Origin of the sequence: Allobosea sp. (assembly GCF_017308015.1) — a bacterium.
Taxonomy (GTDB): domain Bacteria; phylum Pseudomonadota; class Alphaproteobacteria; order Rhizobiales; family Beijerinckiaceae; genus Allobosea.
On sequence record NZ_JAFKFW010000027.1, the window covers coordinates 1 to 25,234 of the forward strand.

Here is a 25,234-nt window from a genome sequence, read left to right on the forward strand (position 1 = left end):
TCGCAGCCACCGCCCAGAACCTCAGGAAAATGGCGAAGCTGATGCCGGCCGGAGCACCGTCCCTGGCGGCATAAGGGCGCACGCACTCTCAGCGATCCGTTCAGCCTCAATCAGCAGCCGACCCACAGCCGACTTTTTCAACGCAATCGTTCCAAAGCTGACATCTGGCGCGTTCCTCATGGCGACATCCTGCCGCCGCGATCGGGTTCAGTACTCGCCGGCAGCGCCAGAGACTTTGCGCGGTCGCAAGCATTGCGCGAATTGTCCGTCTTCAGCAGAGTCGACACGGTTTCTGTGACGTGACGAGGCCCTGAGTTTAGCCTCGCGCGGGCTCGCCTTCTGCTCGCCGGGCAGCGTCGCGAAGCGCTCCTTCAGATTGTCGAACAGGGTCGGGCCGGCGCCGAGCCGCTCGTCTGCCTCGGCAAAGGTGAGATCGCTCTGTCACACTTCGGTCCAGAGAGAGCCGGCCGGCGCTGCTTTTGGGTGATCGTCGCAACTCAACGCGTATCGACGCCGCAGGGCGTGTTGCAGATCGAGCTCCTTCTGGCGGTTGATGATGCCTCCGTTGGTTGGGAAAGAAAAACCGGCTTGTGGCGACGAGCCATCGCGGGCGTCATGCCAAGTTTTTCAAGGGCGGAATTGATCCAGTTGCTACGAACTCCGTAGAATTCCCTAAGTACGAACACGGTTTTCTGGCTAAGGGTCCAAATTGTTGATCTGCCTCAACTCACGTTGTTGCAGTTTCGGGTTTGGTTCGCGGTTGATGGCACTTCTGCCGATTGAGGCCGCAACCATGGAACGTCAGGCAGTCATATCCCCAGGCGAACAGGGGCGAGCGCTCTGGCTCTCGACCATTTCCTTCACTACCTGCTTCGCGGTCTGGACGATCTTCTCGATTATCGGCATCCGGATCAAACAGGAACTCGGGCTGAGCGAGACTCAGTTCGGCCTTCTCGTCGGAACGCCGATCCTGACGGGTTCGCTCATCCGCGTCGTGCTGGGCATCTGGACCGACTACTATGGCGGGCGGCGGATCTTCTCGCTGGTGATGCTCGCAGGCGCGGGCGCGACCTTTCTGCTGTCCTATGCCCAGACCTACCCGCAGATGCTGCTGGCCGCCCTTGGCGTCGGCATCGCCGGCGGTTCCTTCGCGGTCGGCGTCGCCTATGTTTCGCGCTGGTATCCCGCCGGCAAGCAGGGGACGGCGCTGGGCATCTTCGGGGCGGGCAATGTCGGAGCGGCCGTGACCAAGTTCGTCGCGCCCTTCGTGCTCGTTGCCTATGGCTGGCAGAGCGTGGCGCAGATCTGGGCGGCGGGCCTCGTCGTCATGGCCGTGCTGTTCTGGTTGGGAACCGCAGACGATCCCGTCATCGTCGAGCGGCGGCGCACCGGCGTGCGGCCGAAGAGCGCCTGGCTCGAACTCGAACCGCTCAAGAACGTCCAGGTCTGGCGGTTCTCGCTCTACTACTTCTTCGTCTTCGGCGCTTTCGTCGCGCTGTCGCTGTGGCTGCCGCAATATCTGATCGGCGTCTACGGGCTCGACATCAAGGCTGCCGGCATGATCGCCGCCTTCTATTCGGTCCCGGCCTCGATTTTCCGCGCCTATGGCGGCCATCTCTCGGACAAGTACGGCGCAAGGCGCGTCATGTACTGGACCTTCCTGGTTTCGATCGGCTGCACCTTCCTCCTGAGCTACCCGCCGACGGACTATGTGGTGAAAGGCATCTCCGGACCGATCGCCTTCCACACCGAGGTCAGCCTGCCGGTCTTCATTGGCCTCGTCTTTGTGCTCGGCTTCTTCATGAGTCTCGGCAAGGCGGCCGTATTCAAGCACATTCCGGTCTATTATCCGCAGAATGTCGGCGCCGTCGGCGGCCTCGTCGGCATGATCGGTGGCCTTGGCGGCTTCGTGCTCCCGATCGCCTTCGGCGTGCTCAACGACCTGACCGGAATCTGGACGAGCTGCTTCATGCTGCTCTTCCTGATCGTGACGGTCTCTCTCGTCTGGATGCATATGGCCGTCCGCACGATGGAGGAAGGCGTCGCCGGCAAGGAATTGGCCAAGCTGCCTCAGTTGCCCGAGATGCAGCCGATCCATTCGCCGGAGCTCCTCGGCGCGCTGACCGGCAAGACGCTGCAGGATTGGCGCCCGGAAGACCCGCAGTTCTGGGCGCAGAGAGGACGCGCCATCGCCCGCCGCAACCTCTACATCTCGATTCCCAGCCTGCTGCTCTCCTTCGCGGTCTGGATGGTGTGGTCAGTCGTCGTGGCGAAGCTGCCGACGGTGGGCTTCAAGTTCACCACCGACCAGCTCTTCTGGCTGGCGGCCCTGCCGGGCCTGTCGGGTGCGACGCTGCGCGTATTCTACGCCTTCATGCCGCCGATCTTTGGCGGGCGGCTGTGGACAACGGTCGCGACCTGGTCGTTGATGCTGCCGGCTGTGGGTATCGGCTACGCCGTGCGCGATCTGCACACGCCCTATGTCGTCTTTCTCGGACTCGCGCTGCTTTGCGGCCTGGGCGGCGGCAACTTCGCCTCCTCCATGGCCAACATCTCGTTCTTCTTCCCGAAGTCCGAAAAGGGCAATGCGCTCGCGCTCAATGCCGGGCTCGGCAATCTTGGCGTCAGCGTGGTCCAGTTCGTGATCCCGCTGGTCATCACCGCCGGTGTGTTCGGCGCGCTCGGCGGCGAGCCGCAGCTCTCGACCGAGGCGGGCAGGACGAGCCAACTCTGGCTGCAGAACGCCGGCTTCATCTGGGTGCCGTTCATCGCCGCATCGGCCTTCGCCGCCTGGTTCGGCATGAACGATATCGCCTCGATGAAGGCCTCCTTCGCGGAGCAGGCGGTGATCTTCCGGCGCCGGCACAACTGGGCGATGTGCTGGCTCTATACCGGCACCTTCGGCTCCTTCATCGGCTATTCGGCGGCCTTCCCGCTGGTCGCGAAGACGCAGTTCCCGGAGGTCAACGCCCTGCAGCTCGCCTTCCTCGGCCCGCTGGTTGGTGCGCTCTCGCGCTCCTTCACCGGCTGGGTAGCCGATCGCTTCGGCGGCGGGCGAGTGACGCTGTGGGTCTTCGTCCTGATGATGGCCGGTGTCGGCGGCGTGCTTTTCGGCCTGGCGCAGCACAGCTTCCCCGTGTTCTTCTCGAGCTTTCTGGTGCTGTTTTTCGCGACCGGCGTCGGCAACGCTTCGACCTTCCAGATGATCCCTGCGATCATGCGCAAGGAGATCCCGCGGCTCGAGCCGCAGCTCGCCCCCGGCGAGCAGGTGAAGCAGGCCGAGAAGGAATCCGCGGCGATCATCGGCTTCACCTCGGCGGTCGCGGCCTATGGCGCCTTCTTCATCCCCAAGGCCTACGGCTCCTCGCTCGCGCTCACCGGCGGCATCGAGGCGGCGCTCTACGGTTTCCTCGGCTTCTACGTCACCTGCGTGCTCCTGACCTGGGCGGTCTACACGCGCCGCGGCGGCCTGCTCTGGGATGTAGAGCGCGGCCGCACCGCCGGCTCGATCGCAGCCCAGCCTGCCGCCTGAACCATGCGCAGGCCCGGGCCGCCACCCGGCGCGGGCCTCCGCAAAACTACTTAGGAACAATTCTAAATGGGCCCTGGCGCCCCACGCGGCTACCACCGGCGCCAGCGTTCCCTCGCTCCAGAGGACGGCTTCGCGCCTGAAGCCGAAAGGACTTGAGATGAGCCACTTTCTCGACCGACTGACCTTCTTCAACCGGGTGGTCGACGATTTCTCGGACGGCCATGGCATCACCACCAACGAGGACCGGCGCTGGGAGGACGGCTACCGGAAGCGCTGGCAGCACGACAAGATCGTGCGCTCGACCCATGGCGTGAACTGCACCGGCTCCTGCTCGTGGAAGGTCTATGTCAAGGGCGGTATCGTCACCTGGGAAACGCAGCAGACCGACTATCCGCGCACCCGTCCCGAACTGCCCAACCATGAACCGCGTGGCTGCGCCCGTGGCGCCTCCTATTCCTGGTATCTCTACTCGGCCAACAGGGTGAAGTATCCGCTGGTCCGTTCGCGGCTGCTCAAGCTCTGGCGCGAGGCGCGTGTGCTGATGACGCCGGTCGCGGCCTGGGCCTCCATCGTCGAGAACCCGCAGAAGCGCGCCGCCTACACCACCAGGCGTGGGCATGGCGGCCTCGTGCGGGCGAGCTGGGACGAAGTCAACGAGATAATCGGGGCGGCCAACGCGTATACGACGAAGACCTACGGTCCCGACCGTGTCTTCGGCTTCTCGCCGATCCCGGCGATGTCGATGGTCTCCTACGCAGCCGGCGCGCGCTACCTCTCGCTGCTCGGCGGCGTCTGCATGTCGTTCTACGACTGGTATTGCGACCTGCCGCCCGCTTCCCCCCAGACCTGGGGCGAGCAGACGGACGTGCCGGAATCGGCCGACTGGTACAATTCCGGCTTCCTGATCCTCTGGGGCTCGAACGTGCCCCAGACCCGCACGCCCGACGCCCATTTCTACACGGAGGCGCGCTATCGCGGCGCCAAGAGCGTCGTGATCTGCCCCGACTATTCGGAAGCCTCGAAATTCGCCGATCTCTGGGTCTCGGTGAAGCAGGGCACGGATGCCGCCCTCGGCATGGCGATGGGCCATGTCATCCTGCGCGAGTTCCATGTCGACCGGCAGGTCCCCTATTTCACCGACTACGCCAAGCGCTACACCGACATGCCGATGTTGGTCCGGCTGGTGGAGCAGGACGGCCGGCTGGTGCCGGAACGCTTCCTGCGCGCGAGCGATCTCGACGGCGGCCTGGGCGAGGCCAACAATCCTGAGTGGAAGACGCTGTCCTTCGATGCCGCGAGCGGCGAGCTCGTGGCGCCGCTCGGCTCCGTCGGTTTCCGCTGGGGCGAGAAGGGCAAGTGGAACCTCGAGGCCAAGCGTTCGGACGGCGCGCCCGTCGATCTGCGTCTCTCGCTCTACGATGTCGCCGACGGCTTCGAGAACGTGGCCTTCCCTTATTTCGGCAATATCGAACACGACCACTTCACCGGTACGGATCATGCGAGCGTGCTTGAACGCCGCGTCCCGGTGAAGAAGCTGCAACTCGCGGAAGGCGAGGCGCTGGTCGCCACCGTCTACGACCTGTTCCTCGCCAATTACGGCGTCGACCGCTTCGGCGGCGACAACGTGGCCAAGTCCTATGACGAGGACGTGCCCTATACTCCGGCCTGGGCCGAGAAGATCACCGGCGTGCCGCGCGACCAGATCATCACGGTCGCCCGCGAATTCGCCCGCAACGCCGAAAAGACCAATGGCCGCTCGATGATCATCATCGGCGCGGCGATGAACCATTGGTACCACATGGACATGAACTACCGTGGCGCCATCAACATGCTGGTCATGTGTGGCTGCGTCGGTCAATCGGGGGGCGGCTGGTCGCATTATGTGGGCCAGGAGAAGCTCAGGCCGCAATCGGGCTGGGCCCCGCTCGCCTTCGCGCTCGACTGGGGCCGGCCGAGCCGGCAGCAGAACTCGACCTCCTGCTTCTATGCCCATACGGACCAGTGGCGTTACGAGACGCTGGACGTGAAGGAGATCCTCTCGCCGACGGCGCCGGCTGGCCCGTGGGACGGCGCCATCATCGACTACAACATCCGGGCGGAGCGGATGGGCTGGCTGCCCTCGGCGCCGCAGCTCGAGCAGAACCCGCTCGGCCTTGCCGCCAAGGCCAAGGCCGCCGGGCTGGAGCCGAAGGACTATGTCGCGAAGAGCCTGCAATCGGGCGAGCTGCGCATGTCTTGCGAGGACCCTGACAATCCGAAGAACTGGCCGCGCAACCTCTTCGTCTGGCGCTCGAACCTGCTGGGCTCATCCGGCAAGGGGCACGAGTACTTCCTCAAGCACCTGCTCGGGACGAGCCACGGCGTGCTTGGCAAGGATCTCGGCGAGCAGGGCCGCCAGAAGGCACGCGAGGTCGTCTGGCACGACGAGGCGCCGGAAGGGAAGCTCGACCTGCTGGTCACGCTCGACTTCCGCATGTCCACCACCTGCGTCTACTCCGACATCGTGCTGCCGACCGCGACCTGGTACGAGAAGGACGATCTCAACACCTCCGACATGCATCCCTTTATCCATCCGCTGACGGCGGCGGTGGACCCGGTCTGGGAGTCGCGCTCGGATTGGGAGATCTACAAGGGCATCGCCGCCAGCTTCTCGAAGGTGGCGCCCGAGGTGCTCGGCGTCGAGCAGGACGTGGTGCTGAGCCCGATCATGCACGACACGCCGGCCGAGATCGCCCAGCCCTTCGACGTCAAGGATTGGAAGAAGGGCGAGGTCGATCCCGTTCCCGGCAAGACGATGCCGTCGGTGACGGTCGTCGAGCGCGACTATCCCAATCTCTACAAGCGTTTCACCTCTCTCGGCCCGCTGATGTCCAAAATCGGCAACGGCGGCAAGGGCATGGCCTGGAACACCGAGCACGAAGTCGAGCTGCTCAAAGAGCTCAATGGCGTCGTCTCCGAGGAGGGGCCGACCAAGGGGCTGGCGCGGATCGACACCGCGATCGACGCCTGCGAGGTCCTGCTGATGCTGGCGCCCGAGACCAATGGCGAAGTCGCGGTCAAGGCCTGGGAAAGCCTCGGCAAGGCGACCGGCCGCGAGCATGAGCATCTCGCCCTGCCGAAGGAGGACGAGAAGATCCGCTTCCGCGACGTGGTCGCGCAGCCGCGCAAGATCATCTCCTCGCCGATCTGGTCGGGGCTGGAGTCGGAGAAGGTCTGCTACAACGCCTGCTACACCAACGTCCACGAGCTGATCCCGTGGCGGACGCTGACCGGGCGTCAGCAGCTCTACCAGGACCATCTCTGGATGCGGGCCTTCGGCGAGGGCTTCTGCGTCTACCGTCCGCCGGTCGATCTCAAGACGATCGCGCCGGTTCAGGGCAAGGTCGCCAACGGCAACCCGGAAATCGTGCTGAACTTCATCACGCCGCACCAGAAATGGGGCATCCACTCCACCTATTCCGACAACCTGTTGATGCTCACGCTCAATCGCGGCGGGCCGGTGGTCTGGATTTCGGAGCGGGATGCGGCAAAGGCCGGCATCGTCGACAACGACTGGATCGACGTTTTCAACGTCAATGGCGCCATCTCGGCACGGGCGGTGGTCTCCCAGCGCGTCAAGGACGGCATGTGCATGATGTACCATGCGCAGGAGAAGATCGTGAACACGCCCGGCTCCGGCATCACAGGGCAGCGCGGCGGCATCCATAACTCGGTCACCCGCGCCGTCCTGAAGCCGACCCACATGATCGGCGGCTACGCGCAGCTCTCCTACGGCTTCAACTACTACGGAACCGTAGGTTCGAACCGCGACGAGTTCGTCGTCATCCGCAAGATGAGTTCGGTCGACTGGCTGGAAGGCCCCTTCGACGAAGGCAGCGCCCGGCGCGGCCCCAAGCTCCACGCCGCCGAGTAAGAGGATATCGACATGAAAGTCCGCGCTCAGATCGCGATGGTGCTGAACCTCGACAAGTGCATCGGCTGCCACACCTGCTCGGTGACCTGCAAGAACGTCTGGACCAATCGCGAGGGCATGGAATACGCGTGGTTCAACAACGTCGAGACCAAGCCAGGCATCGGCTATCCCAAGCAATGGGAGAACCAGGACAAGTGGAACGGCGGTTGGCGCCGCCGCAAGGATGGCCGGATCGAGCCGCGGATCGGCTCGAAATGGCGGGTCCTGGCGAAGATATTCGCCAATCCCGACCTGCCGGAGATCGACGACTATTACGAGCCGTTCGACTTCGACTACGGGCACCTGCAGAAGGCGCCCGAGCTTCAGACCTTCCCCACCGCCCGCCCGCGCTCGAAGATCACCGGCGAGCGGATGGAGAAGATCGAGTGGGGCCCGAACTGGGAGGAGATCCTCGGCGGCGAGTTCTCGAAGCGCAAGCTCGACAAGAACTTCGAGGGCGTCGAGGAGGAGATCTACGGCCAGTTCGAAAACACCTTCATGATGTATCTGCCGAGGCTGTGCGAGCACTGCCTCAACCCGGCCTGCGTCTCGGCCTGCCCCTCGGGTGCGATCTACAAGCGCGAGGAGGACGGCGTCGTCCTGATCGATCAGGACAAGTGCCGCGGCTGGCGCATGTGCGTCTCGGCCTGCCCCTACAAGAAGATCTACTACAACTGGTCTTCCGGTAAGTCGGAGAAGTGCACGCTCTGCTATCCTCGCCTCGAGGCGGGTATGCCGACTGTGTGTTCGGAGACCTGCGTCGGCCGCATCCGCTATCTCGGCGTGATCCTCTACGACGCCGACCGGATCGAGGCTGCCGCCTCGACCGAGAACGAGCAGGACCTCTACGACGAGCAGCTTGGTATCTTCCTCGACCCGCGCGATCCGGCGGTGATCGAGGCGGCCCGTCGCGAGGGCGTGCCCGAAGCCTGGCTGGAAGCCGCCAGGCGCTCGCCGGTCTACAAGATGGCGATCGAGTGGAAGATCGCCTTCCCGCTTCATCCCGAATACCGGACGCTGCCGATGGTCTGGTACGTGCCGCCGCTCTCGCCGATCACCTCGGCGGCGTCGGCTGGCAAGATCGGGATCGACGGCGAGATGCCGGACGTCAAGAGCCTGCGAATCCCGGTCAAGTACCTCGCCAACCTGCTGACCGCGGGCAAGGAACAGCCGATCGTCACCGGGCTGGAGCGGATGCTCGCGATGCGGGCCTACATGCGGGCCAAGACCATCGACGGCGTGATCGACGAAAAGCTGGCGCGGGACGTCGGCCTGTCCGGCGCGCAGGTCGAGGACATGTACCGGATCATGGCGATCGCGAATTACGAGGATCGCTTCGTGATCCCGACCAACCATCGCGAGATGGGGATCGAGGACGCCTATGATCTGCGTGGCTCCTGCGGCTTCTCCTTCGGAAATGGCTGCTCGGGTGGCACGAGCGGCACCAACCTGTTCGGCTCTCCCAAGCCGGCCAAGACACCGATGGAAGTCGCCTGACGCAATCTGCTGGCCCTCGCAGTCCGCCTTCGAGGCGGGCTGCGGATTTCGCCCGAAACCCGTTTGTCGCAGCTCAATGTCGCGCCTTTCGCAAGCCGGTAACGTTCGAGCGGCGCTCGGCGGCCGAGAAGCCGGAGACACCAGATGAAAACCCTCAAGGCCTTCTCCGCCCTGCTGAACTATCCGGGCCAGGATCTGATGGCCGCGATTCCGGAGATCCGCTCCGTGCTTGCGGAAGAGGGCGTCGTCGATCCGGAGTCGCTGGAGCCGCTGCTGCGCATGCTGGAGGAGACGGACGTCTACGATGCGCAGGAGCGCTATGTCATGCTCTTCGACCGGACGCGCTCGCTCTCGTTGCATCTGTTCGAGCATGTCCATGGCGAAAGCCGCGATCGCGGCCAGGCCATGGTCGACCTGAAGAGCGTCTACGAGGCTGCCGGCTTCGTCATCGAGGGCACGGAACTGCCGGATTTCGTGCCGCTCTTCCTCGAATACTGCTCCCTGCTGCCGACGCAGGAGGCGAGGGCGGTGCTGGCCGATCCGGCCCATGTCATGACGGTGCTCGGCGAGCGGCTGCGCAAGCGGGAATCGCCCTATGCCGTCGTCTTCGAAGCCCTGGTCGCGCTCGCGGCGACGAAGCCCGCGCCTGAGGTATTCGAGGTGATCGTGCCCGAGACGGAACAGGATCCGGCCGACCTGGCTGCGCTGGACGCCGCCTGGGAGGAGGAAGAGGTTCGCTTCGGCCCCGGTGCCGGCGCCGATTGCGGCGTCGATAACCTCGCCGCCAAGCTGCGCCAGGCCAAGCGGCCGGCCCCGGGGCTCGGCGCCGCCACCGTGCGGCGGCCCAAGACCCGCTTCACCTATGCGTCACCCCGCGATTGAGGAGCAGCCGTCATGAACACGACGCTCAACCATATCCTGTTCGGCTGGTATCCCTATTTCGCCCTGACCGTCTTCCTGCTCGGATCGCTGGTGCGTTTCGAGCGTGAGCAATACAGCTGGAAAGCGGATTCGAGCCAGCTTCTGCGCCGCAGGCAGCTCGTCGCCGGCTCCGTCCTGTTCCATGTCGGCGTGCTCGTGATCTTCCTCGGCCATGCCGGCGGGCTCCTGACCCCGATCGCCATCTTCGATGCGCTGGGCATCTCGCACGGTTTCAAACAGGGGCTGGCGATCGTCGCCGGCGGGCTGGCAGGCGTGATGTGCTTCCTCGGTCTGAGCCTGCTGCTCCACCGCCGCCTGTTCGATCCGCGGATCCGCAAGACCTCGTCCTTCTCGGACATCGCGGTGCTGCTGATGCTCTATGTCCAGCTCATCCTCGGCCTTCTCACCATTCCGCTATCGCTCGGCCATATGGACGGGCATGAGATGGTCAAGTTCATGAACTGGGCCCAGGGGACGCTCACCCTGCAGCCGGGCGCCTCGGCCTATGTCGCCGACGTGCACCCGATCTTCAAGGCGCATCTCCTGCTGGGCATGACGATCTTCCTCGTCTTCCCGTTCACCCGCCTGGTCCACATCTGGTCGGCACCGGTCTGGTATCTCGGCCGGACGGGCTACCAGATAGTGCGCACCAAGAAGCGACCTATTGCCGGCCAGGGCGCCGTTCCCGCTCCGGTCCGCGCAACCCGCCGCTGAACGAGCGAATCCGCATCGGCCCGCAACCCATCCCGGGATATCCGCCATGTCGTCCTGCTCGGCCCAGCCGGTTACCGCAGCCCCGAAAGCTCCGATCAAGGTCAACGGAGCCGTGATCTCGCGGGCGATGATCTCGCGCGAGGTCCAGAACCATCCAGCCTCGTCACCTGCCGCCGCCTGGAAGGCCGCGGCCCTGGCGCTGGTCATCCGCGAGGCCCTGAGCCAAGAGGTCGTCCGACGCGGTATCGAGGCCGAGCCTTTGACGGATGGGGAAGGCCGGCGCGAGACCGAGGACGAGGCGCGGATGCGCGCCCTGGTCGAGCGGGACATCAGCGTACCCGAGCCGACGGAGGAGGAGTGCCTGCGCTATTACGAGCGCAATGCCGGGCGCTTTCGCAGCTTCGATCTCTACGAGGCGTCGCATATCCTGTTCGCGGCGCAGGAGGACGATGCCGAGGGCTATGAGCGCGCGCGGCAGCAGGCCGGCGCCGTCATCGCCGAGCTGGCGGCGGCGCCTGGCCGCTTCGCCGAGCTGGCGCGCCGGCATTCTGCCTGTCCCTCGGCCGAGCTCGGCGGCAACCTCGGCCAGATCGGCCGCGGCCAGACGACGCCGCTGTTCGAAAAGGCCCTGGCGGCGATGGAGCCGGGCACGATCGGCCGCGAGCCGGTGGAGACGCCCTACGGCTTTCACATCATCCGCCTCGACAGGGCTATCGCGGGCCGTCTGATGCCTTTCGAGCTCGTGCGGGAGCGGATCGCGGCCTATCTCGGCGAGGCGGTGCTGCAGCGGGCGCAGGCGCAATATGTCGCGCGGCTGCTCGGCAGTGCCCGGATCGAGGGCATCGACGTGCCGTCGCCGGGCAAGCTCAACGTCCACTGAAAGGCGGTTGCCATGCTGCTCGGAGACATCATCTCCCGCCTGGACGACGAAGCCATCGCGATGCAGACGCTGGTAGGGCTGGGCGATCTCGTGCTGTTGACCCAGGTCGAGACGGCTGCCGCGGCCGAAGGGCTCACGGCCGGCGGCTTCGCCGCCCGTGCCGTCAACCTCTTCTCCAACCAGGCTTCCGACGAGGATTGGGTCTCCCTGATCGGCGTCATGGGCCGGACCACCGATCCCGGCCAGGCCTGCCTGCGCAACATCCTGCACTTTGCCCTTCGTCCGCCGAAGGAAGCGGTTCATGCCTGCGGCCACGGTCACTGAGCTTTCCGCCGGGACCGACGCACTGGCACCGGTCCGCAGCGAGCTGCTGGCGCGCCCGCTCGAGTTCATCGTCGCCGAGCACCATCGCCTGCGCGATCTGTGCCGGCTGCTCGACGGCATCGCCGAAGCACCCGGCTCCGCGACCATTCCCGCCAACGCCATCCTGCACTGCATCGAGCATGAGCTACCGCTGCACGTCATCGACGAGGAGGAGGATCTGTTTCCGCTGATCCGCCGGCGCGCCAAGCCGCGCGACGGCGCGGAGCGGCTGCTCGGACTGCTCTCTCGGGAACATGCCGAGGATGACCGGCTCGCCGGGATCATCGCGGGCGGACTGCGGGCGCGGGGAACGGCGGAGTGGGACGAGGCCGGTTTCCGCGCAGCCCTCGCCAGCTTCTCGCGCCGCCAGCGCCGCCATCTCACGGTGGAGAACGCTGTGCTGATTCCGCTGGCGGAGCTGCTGCTGACGGCGGGAGACCGCGACGGGCTGGCCCGGCGCATGGCGGCCCGGCGCGGCATCGTGCTCAGCGGGCGCGGCCATGGCTGAGGTTTCGATCCAGGCGCTGTTCGACCGCAATGTCGACTGGGCGATCGCCAAGACGCGCCAGGAACCCGGCTACTTCCGCCGTCTTTCCGCCCTGCAGGAGCCGCGGTTCCTGTGGATCGGCTGCTCGGATTCGCGCGTGCCGGCCAATGAGATCGTCGGGCTCGATCCGGGCGAGCTCTTCGTCCATCGCAATATCGCGAACGTCATGCATACCGGCGACCTCAACCTGCTGTCGGTGATCGAGTTCGCGGTCGAGGCGCTGGGAGTGGAGGATATCATCGTCTGCGGCCATTACGGCTGCGGCGGTGTGCGCCGGGCGCTGGCGCGGCAGACCGGGGCGCTGGTCGACCATTGGCTCGCACCGGTCGTCGAGGTCTACGAACGCGAACAGGCGCGCTTCGATGCCGGTGCCAGCTACGAGGCCCGGCTCAACCTGCTCTGCGAACTCAATGTCGAGGCGCAGGTGGAGCGCGTCGCTCATACGCCGATCGTGCGGGCGGCCTGGGCCACGGGGCGCACCCTGCGCATCCATGGCTGGATCTACGGGCTGAAGGATGGGCTGGTGCGCGATCTCGGCGTCAGCCGCGACGGTCCCGACAAGGCGCAGCCCGAGCAGGCGCTGCTCGACCCGGCACCCGTCGATGACTGGTCGGAGCATATCCATGCCAGTGCGCTGCGCCTGCTCAGCGGCAAGGCGACCTGCGGCTGCGACGCTGCGGGCGGCCTGCGCGGCGAGGGCGCGCCGTGAAACGCAGCGCGCGCCGCCTCGCGAGACAAGGATGACAGGAGGTCCACCATGGATACCCGCCCCGGGGAAAGCGGCATCTTGGTTCTCGTGCATGCGCGCGAGGAGACGCCGGACCAGGTCATCGCTCTGGCGGTCGCGCGCCTCGAGGCCGGCGGCCTGAAGCCGCGCGGCCTGCTGCAGCATGGCGAGCCCGGCTGCGGCAAAGCCTGCGCGACGCTCTATCTCGACGATATCGGCATGCAGAGGCAGGTCTGCATCTTCGAGGATCGCGGCTCGCAGGCGCGCGGTTGCCGGCTCGACACGGCGGGCCTGACCGTCGCTGCCGGCTGGCTGCGCGAGGCTATCGAGGCGCGTCCGGATGTGCTGTTCGTCAACCGCTTCGGCAGGCACGAAGGCGAGGGGCGGGGTCTGCGCGAGGAGATCGCCCCGGCGGTTGCTGCGGGCATCCCGATCGTCATCGCCATCAACCGCCAGTATCTGCGGCAATGGCGGGCTTTCGCGGGCGAGACCTTCGCCACGCTGCCGCTCGATGCCGGCGAGATCGCGGACTGGTGCCACAGGGCGGTCGCAGAGGTCGAGGCCTGAGATCCGGGGCGACCTCGCCTCATCCTGGCCTGTGCAGTTCCTCGGCGCCGCCGCACGTCAGGACGTCCCTGATGCAGTCCGCCAGCGAATTGTCCTCCAGCGGCTTTTCCAGCACCGCCCGGCAGCCGCACAGCGCCGCCCGCCGACGAATCTCGGCGGTGGCCTTCGCCGTGATCAGAATGGCGGGCAGCGCGATGGCGCTCTGCCGCAGGCGGTCGACCAGCGACAGCCCGTCGAGCGAAGGCATGCAGTAGTCGATGACCAGGCAGGCTCTCGCGGGCAGCTCCCGTTCCGCGAGCAGTTCCTCGCCGTTGCGAAAGGCCCGGACCTGGAAGCCTTCGAGCGCGAGGGAAAACATCAGCGACTGCCGGACGGCATCGTCGTCGTCGACGATGATCACGCATCCTTCGGGAGACATCGACGTGCCCCGCTCCGGCGATCCGCGGCTCGGATTGCGCCGGGATTGCATGCCGGCAGTCTGCGGCGGCCGACCGCGTCATCCAAGTCAGGAATACACCTTACGCGGGCCGTTCCCGACAGCGCGCTGCGATCTCAGGGGGCGCCGTCACCGACCAGCAAGGCGAAACGAACGAGCTCAGGCAGGCTTGCAGCCCGCATCTTGGTCATGACATTGGCCCGGTAGATCTCGACCGTCCGGGGGCTGATGCCCAGCTCGTGCGCGATCACCTTGTTGGCCTTGCCTTCGACGAGACGGTCGAGCACCTGCTTCTCGCGCTCGCTCAGCGATTTCAGGCGCACCAGGATGTCGATGCCCTGCGCCTCGCGCTGCGTCTTGCGCTGATGCCGGTCGAGGGCAGAGCGCACGGCGGCGAGCAGCAGTTCGTCGTCGAAGGGCTTCTCGATGAAGTCGACCGCTCCCTCCTTCATCGCCTCGACGGCGAGCGACACATCCGCATGGCCGGTCATCACGATCACGGGAAGGCTGAAGCCGCGCCTGGCAAGGCCGCGGAGGAATTCGATGCCGTCGATGCCCGGCATGCGCACATCGGTGATGATGCAGCCCGTCGGCGATTCCCTGACGTTGTCGAGAAACTGGCTGGCGGATTCGTGCAGCCTGACCGGAAAACCGTCGGAAGCCAGCAGGAAAGAGAGCGACTGCCGGACAGCCAGATCATCATCGACAATATGGACGATGGCATCACCCTGCATGAGCCAGCTCCTCCGGATCGACTGCGCGCAGTGAAAAGGTGAAGCAGGTTCCGCGTCCCTGCTCCGACTCGGCCCAGATTTTTCCGCCATGAGCCTCGACGATGGTGCGGCAGATCGAGAGCCCGACGCCCATGCCATGCTGCTTGGTCGTGACGAAAGGCTGGAAGAGTTGGTCGATGATTTCGGGGACCAGGCCGGTGCCGGTATCGCGGACCGAGATCTCCAGCATCTCCTCGCTGACGCGGCGGGTCTCGACGATCAGTTCGCGCCGTTCCTGGCCATCCATCGCCTCGATCGCGTTGCGGATGAGGTTAAGCAGCACCTGCTGGATCTGGATGCGGTCCGCGAGCGTGAAGATGGCGCCGGGGTCGAGGAGATAGGCGATGTGCACCCCTCTCTCCCGGGCGCCGACCATGGCCAGCGCGCTGGCCTCCTCGATGAGCTTGGCGAGAGGTTCGATCCGGCGCTCGCTTTCGCCCCGCTGCACGAATTCACGCAGATGTCGGATGACCTGGCCGGCTCGCAGGGCCTGATCGGCCGCTTTCGCGACGCCGTCCTCCAGAAGGCGGGCGGTTCCGCCCTCCATGCGTTGGAGAATCCGGCGACACCCTTTCAGATAGTTCGCGATAGCCGTCAGCGGCTGGTTGATCTCATGGGCCAGCGTTGACGCCATCTCGCCCAGCGCGGTGAAGCGCGACATGTGGACGAGCTCGGACTGCAGTTCCTGCAGCCGGGTTTCGGTCTTCTGTCTTTCCGTCAGATCGCGGATGAAGCCGGTGAAATAGCGCCGGCCGCCCGAATGCATCTCGCCGACGGCGAGTTCCATCGGAAAGGTCGAGCCATCCTTGCGCTGGCCGACGACGACCCGCCCGATACCGACGATCCTGCGCTCGCCGGTGGCGAGATAGCGCTTGATGTAACTGTCGTGGTGATGCCGGTAGGGGCTGGGCATCAGCATCTTGACGTCCTCGCCGATCACCTCGTTGCAATCGTAGCCGAACTGCCGGGCCGCTGCCGCGCTGAAGGACTGGATCCGGCCGTCCTCGTCGATCACGACGATGGCATCGGGGATCGTTTCGAGGATCGAGCGCAGATGGGCCTCGCGGACCGTGTGGGCTTCTTCGGCCTGAAGCTGTTCGGAGATGTCGCGTAGGACGAGCGCATATCCGCCGGGATTGCCGGGCTGCGCCTTCATCGGCGTGATCGAGAGTTGGGCAGTGAACGAGGCGCCGTCCCGGCGCCGGCAGATGCGCTGCGTCTCGGTCCTGCCGGCCTCCTGCGCCGCGGCGAGCAGGGCGGCTGTCACACCCGGATCCGCGGCAACGAAGAGGCATGCGAGATCGCCGCCCAGAATCTCGACGCGGCTCCATCCCGTGATCTGCTCGGCGCCGGCGTTCCAGCTTCCGATCCGACCCGCCTCGTCGACGAAGACCAGGCCGATGCCCGTCACCGCCTCGATGAGAGCCGCAGCCGCCTTCGGGGATTCAACATCACGGATCAAGGCAAGCTCTCCTACCGGACATAAATCCCCGGTTCGTTTGAGCTGGGCGGAAGCCGCCACCAAGCGTCGTTCACGAACGGCATCTGAAACCGCAACGTAAATTTTCTGACTGGGAACGTTTTGTCCTTGTTTTGCGTCAAGGAGACGGAGGATTTTTGCGCGTATTCTTCGCTATTCCTCTCGTAAGGGAGCGCAATATGGATTCGCGGATACAACGGCAAGGAGCGATACGCGGGTGGCCCAGGTTCAAAAGGGTACAGCGTCAGGCAGGTTTGTTCAGCGAGATGATCGAGAGAGTAGGGGCCGATCCCGGAGCAGCAGCCAAGGAAGAATCTGGCCGCGCTTTTGCCATGGCCGCACGCCTTTGCCTGTCCTGCCCTCATGCTTGCGCATGCCGCAACTGGCTCGATAGCGGTGGATCCACTTCGGCACCGGATTTTTGTCGGAACATTGACTTTCTGCTCAGCGTCAGCGCGGTGGGTCGCGATCGGAAAAAGGCTTGACCGCTAGACATGTCGGGCGAATACGATGTGGCGCAGCAATTGTGGTCTAAAATCTATCGATTTCTTTAGATGCGCGGCCGTGCGGCGCTTGTTCGAAACAGAAGTGATGCTGATTGCCAGCTAGGATCTCTATTGTTACTCGGGAATTCTTTGAGAAAGCGTACGCGATCGCACAGAGCTCGCGGTTGGTTTCCGATACGGAAGCGCCTCACCTCGGCAATCAGTGCTGACCTGCTGCGAAGCTGATCCGTGGCCGTCATCTAGGTCGATGTCCTGACCGTCCGTGTCCCTTGATTGGGGCGGCCTGGGTTGTCTTCTATGCCGAGATCGTTGCAACGCCTGTCGCGTGTTGGCGTGCCGCAGGTCTTGATCGACTGCGTCCATTGCGCCTGTTGCCGGGGTGCTTGAAGCCTCGAGGATGTGCTCCATCCACGGATCGGCGAATGCGCTGAATGTCTTCGCAGCGGAGCGCTCTCGTTCCTGGCGCTTGCGTTCTTCGATCGGGTTCGCTCCGGAACCCAGCGCGAGCCTTGCTTCGCCTGCTTTGTCGCGGGTACCGGCCAGAGACACAGCGCTTGTGCCGCCGAAGCCGATCTCCTTCAGCTCGCCTTCCCATCGGAAGATGAACGCCCGGCGCTTGGCGCTGCTCGCGTCAACGATGAGATACAGCCCATCGCCATCACTGTGGCGGCGGACTTTCGACTTTTCACCGGAACCGGGTCGTCGTCCCTCGACAAGGCTGCGGGCGAGGACGCTCGTCCAGTTTCGACCAGACGAGCGTCCATGGTTTGAGAGCGATGTCGTCGAGCCGTCCTGCCGCGCCGTAACGCGTCGGGAAAGCTCGACCGGCGAGCTCAATGTCGGAGCGTGGGAAGATCCTTGTTCGATGCAAGGAGACGGTCCCAGGCAGCCTTCGCCGCCGCTTCCGCATCCGACAGCACGGAGGATTCTTCCATGACGAGCACCTTGCCGTCGCGCATCAGGAAGTTGCCTTCGACCATCACGCCGTCAACGGCGCCAGGATCGGCATAGTGAACCAGGCTGGAAACGGCGTTGTTGATCGGGCGCAGGCGCGCATGGTTGAAATTCATGATCGTGAGATCGGCTTTCTTGCCAATTTCCAGCGTGCCGAGGTCGCCGAGCCGGTCAAGTGCCAATGCTCCGTTGCGCGTGGCGCAATCGAGGATGTCCTGCGGGGTGGGGGTGGTGCCGCCGCCGTGGCTGCCGCGATGCACGACGATGCCGAAATGCATCGCGCGGAACATGTCCTCGGTCATGTTGTCCGTGCCGAAGGCGATGTTGATGCCGCTGTCGTGGATCAGGCCGACCTTGGCCCTGTGTGGCCCGCGCCGTGACGAATTCGCCGGGCAGTGGGCCATATGCACGCCGTGCTTGGCCAGGGTGGCGATGTCCGCCTCGTCGCAATACGACCAATGCGCCGCGATCAGCTTCGAATCGAGCCAGCCATTCTTGCGGAGATATTCGACCGGGCCGTCCCCCGAAAGTTTGCGGACCTGCTCAAGCTCCATCATCGACTGGCAGAGATGGACGTTCCGGCGCAGCCCGTGCTTTTCCGCGAGGTCGAGCAGTTGCCGCAGCATCCATGGCGAACAGTTGTCCGGCGCATGCGCGGCGACCTGGCACTCGACGCGCCCGCCTTCCGAACCGTGGTATTTTTCGATCAGCTCCCGCGTGCGGGCGAGATATTGTTCGCCCCAGGCCTGGTCGTAGCGGTACTCGCCCTTTGCCATGTCGAGATTGACGGCATCGGCTGCTAGTTCGCTCAGCACGACGCGCATCCCGCTCTGAACGACGGTATCAGCGTAAGTCCCGACGAAGCGGCTGGAGTCCGATATGGTGGTGGCGCCGGAACGGATCGCCTCCAGGCAGCCGAGCTTGACCATGGCCTGGCGCTCCTCGGGCGTCATCGCCATCGTGATCGGGCCCATATAGCCGTAGATCACCTCGCCGGAATAATCCTCGATCGTGCCGCGCATCACCGTCAGCACGAGGTGAGTGTGCGAATTGATGAGCCCGGGCGTGATGACTTTGCCGGCTCCGTCAATCTGCTCGAAACCGGCGTATTTCGCGAGCAAGGCACTGCTGTCACCAATGTCCAGGATTTTGCCGCCGCTGATGGCGATGGCACTGTCATGGATCATGCTGCGCTGATCGTCGCAGGTGATGAGCGTGGCGCCATGGATCAATCTGTTCAACGTATTCTCCTCTTCAGTCGCGTGTCGAAATCGTGTGGGCGCGGGCAGCTACGGATGGGATCAACGAAGCGTGTCCCTAGACCTGCCGTACGCCGGCGCAGAGTGCCCGGCTCAGAAGGCCGCGCTGCTCGGCGATCCGCCAGACCTTGGCCGCGGCGGCGGAGGCATCACGCATGACCGCCTTCTCATCGACGAGGGTGCTGCGACCGTTTTTGACGACCACTTTCCCATCGACGATGACCTCGGTGATGTCGGCTGCCGACCCCTTCCAGATCAGATTCTTGACGGGGTCCCAGACAGGCTGAAGATGAGGGCGCGCCATATCGATGACGAGCAGATCGGCCTTGCAGCCAGGCGCCAGCCGACCGAGATCGTTCCGCCTTAAGGCAGCGGCACCTGTGGCGGTCGCTGCCCGAACGAGTTCGTGCGCCGTGGCGGCCGTGGCGCTGCCCTCATGCAGCTTGGAAAAGAAGCCGGCGATCCGCATCTCCTCGATGAGCGCCATCGCGTGGGAATCGGTGCCTATGCCGGTGCGGATGCCGCGCCCCGCCGTACGGGAATAGGGCACGTTGACCCCCGCCCGAGCGAAGCTGACCACGCAGTTCGCTACCGAAATATCGGCCTCGGCCATCAGGCCCAGATCGCGATCCGTGACGCGGACGCAATGCGCGGCGATCAGGTCGCGTCCCAGAAGGCCGACAGACGAGAGATACTCGACCGGTGTCATGCCATGCCGCTGAAAGACCGTCTCGACCTCTTCCTCGGTCTGGCTCAGGTGGATGGTGACCGGGCAGCCGATCCGGTTGGCGGTTTCACGGATTGCCCGCAGGAGCTCGGGCGAGCAGGTATCGGGCGCGTGCGGGCCGAGCATCACGCGGAGGCGATCGCCTGCGGAGCCGTCGCGCCGGCGGTGCATGGCGACGACATTGTCGAGCAAGGCGGTTTCATTGCTCTTGAACTCGAAGTTCAAGGCGCCCTTGTCGTCGATCTGGACCCCGGAAGACGACATGATGGTCGGCGCGCCATAGGCGCGGATTCCCAGCTCCTCGGCAACGTCGAAATACACTTCCTGGCGAACATTCCATTGATCGACCAATGTCGTCGTGCCGCCGCGCATGATGTCGAGCATGCCAAGAGTGACGATACTCCGCGCCTCTTCGGGCGACAGCGTCTGCAGCGTGATCTCCGCCATCGGCAGCAGAAGCTGGTAGATGATGCGGGCGAGCCAGGGCTCCTCGAAGCCCGCATCGTCCGGAATGCCACGGAACAGCGCGCCGTTCAGGCAATGCGAGTGTAGATTGACGAAGCCTGGCAGGATGAGCGCCTGCTCGTGCTCGATGACGGTCTCGGTCGCGGACGGAGCGTCTGGCGACACAGCCTCGATGGTGTTGCCGCGGATGCGCACATAGTGGTCGCGCTTGAGAACAGGCTCGCCGTCCTCCACAACCAGGACCCATGTACCTTTGACGGCGAACGTTTCGCTCTTTGCTTCCACGACACTGTTCCGTTGATCTGAACCGAGTGTTTTCGCGAGCGGCAGACGCGGCCTACGCACCGCACCTGCCGCTCGAACGGGATGGCTGCATCAGCGCTGGCGCTCGACCGGCCTAGCCCAGGGGAACAGGAAATGCTCGATGAGCACGACCGTCTGGAAGAGGCTGATGCTGGTCAAAGCCAGGATCAGAATTGCGCCGAACGCGACGGGCGTCTTGAAGTAGGCCATCGACGAGGTGATCAGGTATCCGAGCCCGTTTTCGGCCGCGACGAATTCACCCACCACGGCGCCGACAACGGCCAGCGTGATCGCTACCTTGATACCGGAGAAGATGAACGGGATTGCGTAAGGCAGGCGAATGCTCAGCAATTCCCGCACGCGCGATGCCCTGACGGAGCGGGCCAGTTCGATGTATTCCGGCGGCACGGAGACCAGCCCGGTCGTGATCGAGATGACGAGGGGAAAGAAGGAGATCAGGAAGGTGACGATGATCTTCGGAAGATCGTTCGCTCCCAGCATCACGATGAGAATCGGAGCCAAGGCCACCTTTGGAACCGACTGCGTCAACACCAATAGTGGATAGATCGCCACCGACATTATGCGCGAATAGGCGATCGTGATCGCCAGCGGCAGGCTGACGCAAAGCGCCAGCGTAAAGCCCAGGCCGATCGTGCGTAATGTCGAGGCGATGTGATGAATGAGATTCCATCCCAGGACTGTCGTGTCGTTCCAGATCTTGCTCGGGGCCGGAAGAAGATATTCCGGGATCGTGAAGATCTTGACGCTGAGTTCCCAGAAACAGCCCAGAAGCAGCAATGTGACAGCGGGGATACCAATCTCGCGGATAGCCTTTTTGTATTTATGCATGACGAGCCCCGGCCGTGAGATTGGGGTTGTAGATCAGATTGCGGATCCGATTGCAGCAGCGACGGAACTCGGGATCTTCTTCGGATTCGAAATCACGCGGGCGCGACAGCGGTACGGTCACGATCTCCGCAATCCGGCCGGGTCGCGGGGACATGACCACGACCCTGTCGCCGAGGAGGACGGCCTCCGGAATCGAATGGGTAACGAAGAGGATTGTTTTCTTGTCGGCATTCCAGATGCGCAGCAGCTCGATCGACATCTGCTCGCGGGTGAGGGCGTCGAGCGCTCCGAAGGGCTCATCCATCAGAATCAGCTTCGGCTGATGGACAAGCGCCCGGCAGATGGCGGCGCGCTGTTGCATGCCGCCTGACAATTGCCGTGGCCGATGCTGCATGAAATCGCCCAGCCCAACCATGGTCAGCAGGCTTTTGGCGCGTTCCGTAGCCTTGGCGTCCAGCCTGCCCATCATCTTCAGGGGGAACAGCACATTGTCGAGAATGGTGGCCCAGGGCAGAAGCGTGGGTGCCTGAAACACGATGCCCATGTCGGCGCGAGGTTCTTTGACCGTCTCCCCGTCAATGACGACAGAGCCACCCGACGGCTTGATCAACCCTGAAATCAGCCGCAACAAGGTCGACTTGCCGCAGCCGGAAGGGCCGACGATGGTAACGATCTCATTGTCGGCGATGTCCAGGGAGACGTCGGTGAGCGCTGTGACCTTGCCGCCGTCTTCAGCCACGAAGACCTGTGACAGGTCCGATACTTCAATCATACAATATTCTCCCGCCCATTCTGATTAATAACCGTAGGAATCGTCATACGCAGAGGCGATTCCGTATCGGAATTATTCCTCTTTGATTTCCTAGATTGTCCAGATATCGAGATATTTACGATCAGGAAGCGCAATTATAGTAAGTTGTGTTTGTTGAGTTGTTGGAGTGCGAGGCGCCTCCTGCGCAGGATTCCAGAGGTCGGCGTTACGCGGAATGCGGGTCGACGCGCTGAGTGAGGGCCGGGCCTGCGCATCGCCGTCGCGGGTGATCCGATATTCGCGCGAAGCGCGTCGGCTGCTGCGTTGCGGCGAGGAGCCGATATTGGCTTGGAAGAGCCGTCGATCCCGAGTTGCCACAGCGCGATCATGAATAATGCGATCGGCAAGGCCGCCATCGCCAGCTATTTCAAGGCCGAAACCGCTCATTCCCGTCGCTTGCCCGATTTATTGTGCTGTCAAACCCTACCGTCAAAGTGTGGTATTGCATTCATGCGAAATTGCGCTAGGGGCATAACATGGTGTTAAGAGCCCCCATGCCCCTCAACCTCCGGCAGATCGAGGTTTTCCGAGCCGTCATGGTCACGGGGGCGATCAGCGGGGCGGCGCGGTTGTTGAGAGTGTCGCAGCCGGCCGTCAGCCGCCTTGTCGCGCATACGGAAGACCGGCTGCAGGCACGCCTGTTCGAGCGGCGAAAGGGGCGGCTGCATCCGACGCCGGAGGCGCAGCGCCTGTTCCAGGAGGTCGACGACGTCTATCGCGGCGTCCAGCGTGTCAATGATCTGGCGCGCGACCTGCTACGGCGGAGCACGGGTTATCTCAGCGTGGTGGCAAGCACGAGTCCTGGCCACCTGCTGGCGCCGAAGGCAATCGCCGAGTTTCGGCGGCGCCAGCCGGAGGTACTTTTCCGGCTCGAGATTCTGACGATGGAAGAAGTCACCCGCCAGCTGATTTCAGGGCATGCTGACATCGCGCTGACCATCCTGCCGATCACCCATCCAAGCCTCCAGGCGACGAAGATCGCCGATAGCCGTCTGGTCTGCGTTGCGCCGGCTGGACATCCGCTCGAGCGATTGGCGACCGTCACGGCAGCCGATATCGCCGGTTATCCGCTGATCGGCTACTCGCGCGAGAGCCCCTATGGAGCCCTGGTCGCGGAAGCCTTCAAAGACACGGATCGCCAGCCCGATATCGCGATCGAGGTGAGGCTTACTCAAGTCGCCTGCTCGCTTGTCGCAGCAGGAGCGGGAGTTGCGCTCGTCGACGAGTTCGCGGCTCGCGGTGTTCTCTCGTCGGATCTGATCGTGCGACCCGTCGAGCCGCTGGTGCCGATCACCTTGACCGCTGTAAATGCAGGTACAGCGCCGCTGTCACGTCTCGCGCTGGACTTCGTCGAAATCGTGCGCGAACTGGCGCAGGGTTGACGTAGCCCGGCAGGCCTGAGGGCGGATCGCAAGCGCGTTGGGCGATGGAAAGCATCGACTTTGCCGATGCGCCAACCCGAAAAGCCGGGGAAAGCCGGCGGAAGCGCCTCTCGGAGCTGTTCTTTCATCGAGCAGGCTTGGGAGCGCGGGACGGCCGGCAAGTCGGGTTATGCCTGAAAGCGGCATATCGGCGGCGCCGGAGTGGGTAACGGAACAGCCGAGCAGCCAAGCAGGCCATGGATCGCGCGCGCAGCGATCCCGATGGATAGGTTCGCCCTGTGCGCCGACACCGGTTATCGGGGATTGTTTGCTGCACAGCCGATCCGGTTGCCGGCTTCTTCGGCATGATCGGCTCAAAAAGAATATCGGAGCGGCGATTCCGGGAAGGCAGAAAGCGCACGAGGCCAACAGGTCTCGTGCGCGGACCGGACATGCCGGATCATGTGTCCGAACGGCGTGCTCGGCGCGGGCTCTGTTTACTTCTTGGTCGGCAAGAAGCTTGTGTCGACCGCGTCGCTGGGGTTGGCGTTCGGATCGAGTTCCTGAGCCTTTGCGACGATGGCATAGGTCTCCTTCAACCTGGCATCGTTGATGCCGCCGAGACCGTCCTTTGCCGCGACATCGTTGAAGACGTATTTCAGGACGAGGCTGAAGGTGCCGAGGCAATCCTCGAGGATGACCTCAGGGTTCATCTTGACCGTTGCCTTGCAGGCGGCTTCGGGGTCCTTCTGGGCTCCATGCCAGGCTTCGAGCGTCGCCGCAACGAAGGCGCGAAGCATCTCCGGGCGATCCTTGATCATCTTTTCCGAGGCATGCACGGCGTTCGAGTAGATCGAGAAGCCGACATCGGAGAACGGCAGGACGCGGATCTCCTTCCCGACCTTCTTGGCTTGCTTGTTGATGAAGTAATAGTGAGACGCATAGAACGGAGCAGCATCGATCTGGCCGCTGATCAGCAATGGGCCCATGGATGCGGCATCGACCGTCACCCAACGAATCTTGTCAGCATCTGTCCCCGACCGTTTGGCGATCTCGGGAAAGTAGAGCTTGTGGCTGTTGCCCGGCGTGATTCCAATTTTCTTGTTTTCGAGGCCGGAGAAATTGGTGATGCCGGAATCGGTCATGACGAACAAGGAATGCGGCGACGTGCTCTGCACGGTTGCGATCATCTTGACGGGCAGTTTCTGCTGCGCGCGCGCCGTGAACAGAGCCGATGCATCCGCCAGGCCGACATCGGCTGCGCCGCCTGCCAGCTTCATCAGTGTATCGCCCGAGCCCAGGCCCTTGGTGATACGCAGCTCAATCCCGTGCTTCTCGTAGATGCCGGACTGGACCCCAAAAAAATAGGCCGAGTAGCCAGGGCCCGGCAGGAAATCGAGCGCCAGATGCATTTTTTCCGCGGCTGCAGCAGAAACAGTTCCGGCGCCGATCATGCCGGCAACAAGCATTCCGGTGATGAACTTTGATGTCATAGGGGCCTTCTCCTCGCGCACTGCCCGCCGTTGCGGGAAGCCAATACACGGAGACGCTAGCTGGCAACATGAAATTCCGAGGCATGCCATTTTAATGTGAACCCATAACAACCTGTT

The 25,234-nt window shown here is 64.0% G+C and carries 21 protein-coding genes and 1 pseudogene; 12 read left to right on the plus strand and 10 right to left on the minus strand.

Annotated features, from left to right (window positions below):
• Positions 1-793: 793 nt before the first annotated feature.
• The 10 genes and pseudogenes from J0I42_RS19530 (at position 794) to J0I42_RS19575 (ending at position 13,700) form a co-directional block, all read left to right on the plus strand.
• Complete coding sequence (locus J0I42_RS19530; protein WP_291657259.1) at positions 794-3,532, plus strand: nitrate/nitrite transporter; 2,739 nt, start codon at positions 794-796, stop codon at positions 3,530-3,532.
• A 157-nt stretch (positions 3,533-3,689) separates the two neighbouring features.
• Positions 3,690-7,445, plus strand: a complete 3,756-nt coding sequence (locus J0I42_RS19535; protein ID WP_291657260.1) for a nitrate reductase subunit alpha — start codon at positions 3,690-3,692, stop codon at positions 7,443-7,445.
• A 12-nt stretch (positions 7,446-7,457) separates the two neighbouring features.
• Positions 7,458-8,981: a nitrate reductase subunit beta gene (gene narH, locus J0I42_RS19540; protein ID WP_291657262.1), complete on the plus strand. Its 1,524-nt coding sequence runs from the start codon at positions 7,458-7,460 to the stop codon at positions 8,979-8,981.
• Between the two features lie 144 nt (positions 8,982-9,125).
• On the plus strand, positions 9,126-9,863 hold the full coding sequence (narJ, locus tag J0I42_RS19545) for a nitrate reductase molybdenum cofactor assembly chaperone (RefSeq protein WP_291657264.1): 738 nt from the start codon (positions 9,126-9,128) through the stop codon (positions 9,861-9,863).
• Positions 9,864-9,875: 12 nt separating this feature from the next.
• Complete coding sequence (narI, locus tag J0I42_RS19550; protein WP_291657265.1) at positions 9,876-10,616, plus strand: respiratory nitrate reductase subunit gamma; 741 nt, start codon at positions 9,876-9,878, stop codon at positions 10,614-10,616.
• Positions 10,617-10,662: 46 nt separating this feature from the next.
• Entirely contained in the window at positions 10,663-11,496 is an 834-nt protein-coding gene (locus J0I42_RS19555) for a peptidylprolyl isomerase (RefSeq protein ID WP_291657267.1), read from the plus strand.
• A gap of 12 nt (positions 11,497-11,508) precedes the next feature.
• Positions 11,509-11,820: a hypothetical protein gene (locus J0I42_RS19560; protein ID WP_291657268.1), complete on the plus strand. Its 312-nt coding sequence runs from the start codon at positions 11,509-11,511 to the stop codon at positions 11,818-11,820.
• Positions 11,798-12,367 (plus strand): hemerythrin domain-containing protein, encoded by a 570-nt coding sequence (locus J0I42_RS19565; protein WP_291657269.1) that lies wholly within the window; start codon positions 11,798-11,800, stop codon positions 12,365-12,367. Before J0I42_RS19560 ends, J0I42_RS19565 begins: the two co-directional genes overlap by 23 nt.
• Positions 12,360-12,944 (plus strand): annotated as a pseudogene (locus J0I42_RS19570) (carbonic anhydrase); the annotation flags it as partial. The gene J0I42_RS19565 and the pseudogene J0I42_RS19570, both read left to right, overlap by 8 nt.
• A gap of 219 nt (positions 12,945-13,163) precedes the next feature.
• On the plus strand, positions 13,164-13,700 hold the full coding sequence (locus J0I42_RS19575) for a DUF2478 domain-containing protein (protein ID WP_291657271.1): 537 nt from the start codon (positions 13,164-13,166) through the stop codon (positions 13,698-13,700).
• Positions 13,701-13,719: 19 nt separating this feature from the next.
• Here J0I42_RS19575 and J0I42_RS19580 read toward each other — a convergent pair whose 3' ends face one another.
• The 3 genes from J0I42_RS19580 to J0I42_RS19590 form a co-directional block, all read right to left on the minus strand.
• Complete coding sequence (locus tag J0I42_RS19580; RefSeq protein WP_291657272.1) at positions 13,720-14,100, minus strand: response regulator transcription factor; 381 nt, start codon at positions 14,098-14,100, stop codon at positions 13,720-13,722.
• Between the two features lie 152 nt (positions 14,101-14,252).
• Positions 14,253-14,870, minus strand: coding sequence for a response regulator FixJ (fixJ, locus tag J0I42_RS19585; protein ID WP_291657274.1), 618 nt, complete (start codon positions 14,868-14,870; stop codon positions 14,253-14,255).
• Positions 14,860-16,371 carry a PAS domain-containing sensor histidine kinase gene (locus tag J0I42_RS19590; RefSeq protein ID WP_291657276.1) on the minus strand — a complete coding sequence of 504 codons (1,512 nt, stop codon included), beginning with the start codon at positions 16,369-16,371 and terminating at the stop codon, positions 14,860-14,862. The genes fixJ and J0I42_RS19590 overlap by 11 nt, the downstream gene beginning before the upstream one ends.
• 197 nt (positions 16,372-16,568) lie before the next feature.
• Between J0I42_RS19590 and J0I42_RS24050 the strand changes: the two genes are divergently transcribed.
• On the plus strand, positions 16,569-16,874 hold the full coding sequence (locus J0I42_RS24050; protein WP_366509851.1) for a DUF6455 family protein: 306 nt from the start codon (positions 16,569-16,571) through the stop codon (positions 16,872-16,874).
• A gap of 135 nt (positions 16,875-17,009) precedes the next feature.
• Here the strand turns inward: J0I42_RS24050 and J0I42_RS19595 are convergent, their stop codons facing one another.
• The 6 genes from J0I42_RS19595 to J0I42_RS19620 form a co-directional block, all read right to left on the minus strand.
• Positions 17,010-17,732 (minus strand): Arm DNA-binding domain-containing protein, encoded by a 723-nt coding sequence (locus tag J0I42_RS19595; protein ID WP_291657278.1) that lies wholly within the window; start codon positions 17,730-17,732, stop codon positions 17,010-17,012.
• Complete coding sequence (locus J0I42_RS19600) at positions 17,729-19,090, minus strand: amidohydrolase family protein (RefSeq protein ID WP_291657279.1); 1,362 nt, start codon at positions 19,088-19,090, stop codon at positions 17,729-17,731. Before J0I42_RS19600 ends, J0I42_RS19595 begins: the two co-directional genes overlap by 4 nt.
• Before the next feature lie 76 nt (positions 19,091-19,166).
• Complete coding sequence (locus tag J0I42_RS19605; RefSeq protein ID WP_291657280.1) at positions 19,167-20,585, minus strand: amidohydrolase family protein; 1,419 nt, start codon at positions 20,583-20,585, stop codon at positions 19,167-19,169.
• Between the two features lie 90 nt (positions 20,586-20,675).
• The gene (locus tag J0I42_RS19610; protein ID WP_291657282.1) at positions 20,676-21,452 is read right to left on the minus strand and encodes an ABC transporter permease; all 777 of its coding nucleotides are present in this window, start codon (positions 21,450-21,452) and stop codon (positions 20,676-20,678) included.
• Positions 21,445-22,224, minus strand: coding sequence for an ABC transporter ATP-binding protein (locus J0I42_RS19615; RefSeq protein WP_291657284.1), 780 nt, complete (start codon positions 22,222-22,224; stop codon positions 21,445-21,447). The genes J0I42_RS19610 and J0I42_RS19615 overlap by 8 nt, the downstream gene beginning before the upstream one ends.
• Positions 22,225-22,314: 90 nt before the next feature.
• Positions 22,315-22,650, minus strand: a complete 336-nt coding sequence (locus J0I42_RS19620; RefSeq protein ID WP_291657286.1) for a hypothetical protein — start codon at positions 22,648-22,650, stop codon at positions 22,315-22,317.
• Between the two features lie 107 nt (positions 22,651-22,757).
• Between J0I42_RS19620 and J0I42_RS19625 the strand changes: the two genes are divergently transcribed.
• A complete protein-coding gene (locus tag J0I42_RS19625) occupies positions 22,758-23,645 on the plus strand; it encodes a LysR family transcriptional regulator (RefSeq protein WP_291657287.1) in 888 nt (295 codons plus the stop codon).
• Positions 23,646-24,121: 476 nt separating this feature from the next.
• Here J0I42_RS19625 and J0I42_RS19630 read toward each other — a convergent pair whose 3' ends face one another.
• On the minus strand, positions 24,122-25,207 hold the full coding sequence (locus J0I42_RS19630; RefSeq protein ID WP_291657289.1) for an ABC transporter substrate-binding protein: 1,086 nt from the start codon (positions 25,205-25,207) through the stop codon (positions 24,122-24,124).
• Between the last annotated feature and the right edge of the window lie 27 nt (positions 25,208-25,234).